This is a genomic window from Mycobacterium sp. THU-M104 (genome assembly GCF_049197365.1).
Lineage (GTDB): Bacteria > Actinomycetota > Actinomycetes > Mycobacteriales > Mycobacteriaceae > Mycobacterium.
Genome location: NZ_JBMIOP010000289.1, coordinates 1 through 2,301, shown reverse-complemented (window position 1 = coordinate 2,301; position 2,301 = coordinate 1). Strand labels below are relative to the sequence as shown.

General features: G+C 71.1%; 1 protein-coding gene. It reads left to right on the top strand.

Going from position 1 to position 2,301, the window contains the following annotated elements:
* Positions 1 to 2,301: acyltransferase domain-containing protein (locus ACOJVU_RS20770; RefSeq protein WP_421531516.1), on the top strand; the 2,301-nt coding region annotated here is incomplete at both ends.

The following is a 2,301-nucleotide window of genomic DNA, read 5'->3' as shown; positions in this document are numbered from 1 at the left end:
GCTGGCCGGTGACGACCTGGCGGGTTCGGTGATCCGGGGCAGCGCCACACCGGCGGGCAAGACCGTGTTCGTGTTCCCCGGCCAAGGCTCCCAATGGGTGGGCATGGGTGTCGAATTGCTTTCCACTGCGCCTGTTTTCGCGCAGCGCATCGCGGAGTGCGCGGAGGCCTTCTCGGAGTTTGTCGACTGGTCGCTGATCGACGTGCTGCGCCAGGCGCCGGGCGCCCCGGGCCTCGACCGCGTCGACGTCGTCCAGCCGGTGCTGTTCGCGGTGATGGTCTCGCTGGCCGAGTTGTGGAAGTCCGTCGGCGTCAGCCCGGACGCCGTGATCGGACACTCGCAGGGCGAGATCGCCGCGGCCTGCGTCGCCGGGGCGCTGTCCCTGCCCGACGCCGCCCGCGTGGTGACGTTGCGCAGCAAGCTGTTGCGGTCGCTAGCCGGTCCCGGCGGCATGGTGTCCATCGCCTGCGGCGCCGAACGGGCGCGGGAGTTGTCGGCGCCCTACGGTGAACGCATCGGTATCGCGGCAGTCAACGGCCCCGCCGCGGTGGTGGTCTCGGGCGAAGTGGGTGCGCTGGAGGACCTGATACGGATCTGCGCCGACCAGGGGCTGCGCACCCGACGGATCGAGGTGGACTATGCGTCGCATTCGGTCGAGGTCGAAGCCATCAGCGCGGAACTCATCGAGGCGCTGTCGGGTATCGAGCCGCGTTCCTCACGTACCGCCTTCTTCTCCACGGTGACCGGAAGCCGCATCGACACAGCGGGTTTGGACGCCGAATACTGGTACCGCAACATCCGTCAGACCGTGCAGTTCGAGCAGGCCGTCCGCAGCGCCTGCGAGCACAACTACCGCACGTTCATCGAATCCAGTCCGCATCCGGCACTGATCGCCGGGATCGAGGACACCTGCAACGAGTGCGCCGGCGGCGATGCCGCCGCGATCGTGGTCCCCACCCTGGGCCGCGAAGAGGGCGGACTGGACCGCTTTTTCGCGTCGGCCGCCACCGCGTTCGTTGCGGGCGTGGGCGTCGATTGGCGCGGTGCATTGGACGGGGCACGCTTCGTCGAGCTGCCGACCTATGCCTTTGAGCGGCGCCGGTTTTGGCTCTCGAACGAGGGCTTCGGGGCCGATGCCGCCGGTCTGGGGCTGGGTGCGGGCGACCACGCCTTGCTCGGTGCGGTCGTGGAGTTGCCGGCCTCCGGCGGGGTGGTGCTGACGGGCCGGCTGGCGCCCGGCGCGCACGAGTGGATGGTCGACCACACGGTCTGCGGGGTGCCGGTGTTCCCCGGTGCCGGTTTCGTCGAGCTGGCGATCCGCGCCGGCGACGAAGTCGGCTGCCCGGTCGTCGACGAGTTGACGCTGCGAGCGCCGTTGCTGCTGCCCGCTCCCGGGGATTCCGTGGCGCTGCACGTCGTGGTGGGCACCCCTGAGGATTCGGGACGGCGCAGCGTTTCGGTGTATTCCCGCGCCGGCGCGGCCCCGGGATCGGACTGGGTGTGCCACGCCGAGGGCATGCTGGGCTCCGGCTCGGTGGCGCCCAGCGCGGACCTGTCGGTGTGGCCGCCGGCCGGCGCCGTCGCCGTGGACTCTGGCGGCGGATACGAGCGGCTCGCGGCCCGTGGATACGGCTACGGCCCGGCGTTCAGGGGATTGACCGCGGCATGGGTTCGCGGCGCCGAGGTGTTCGCCGAGGTGCAGCTGCCCGACGCCGCCGGTGGTGTCAACGGTTTCGGGATGCACCCGGCGCTACTCGACGCGGCGATGCACGCGCTGATCGTGGCCGACCGGACCGGCCCGCGGACGAGCGAAGTGCTGTTGCCGTTCTCGTGGCAGAACGTGTCGCTGCACGCGGCCGGCGCATCGGCGGTGCGGGTCCGGATCGCGCCCGCCGGGCAGTCCGCCGTCTCGATCGAGCTCGCCGACGGGCTGGGCCTGCCGGTGATGTCGGTGGGTGCGATGGTGGCCCGGCCGGTCAGCGATCGGCAGCTGCGGGCGGCGGTCTCGGGTTCGTCCCCGGACCGGCTCTTCGAGCTGATCTGGTCGCCGGCTTCGTCGACGCCGGCCGCCGAGAACGAAGCCCATGTCAACGAGGTCTTCGAATCCGTTGCGGCCGATGTGCTCCCGGTAGTCGACGTGTACGCGCGTACGCACCAGGCGCTGGCCGTCGTGCAGTCCTGGGTCACCGAGCGCGACACGGGTGTGCTGGTGGTGTCGACGCGGGGTGCGGTGGCGTTGCCGGGGGAGGACGTGGGGGATTTGGCGGGTGCGGCGGTGTGGGGGTTGGTGCGTTCGGCGCA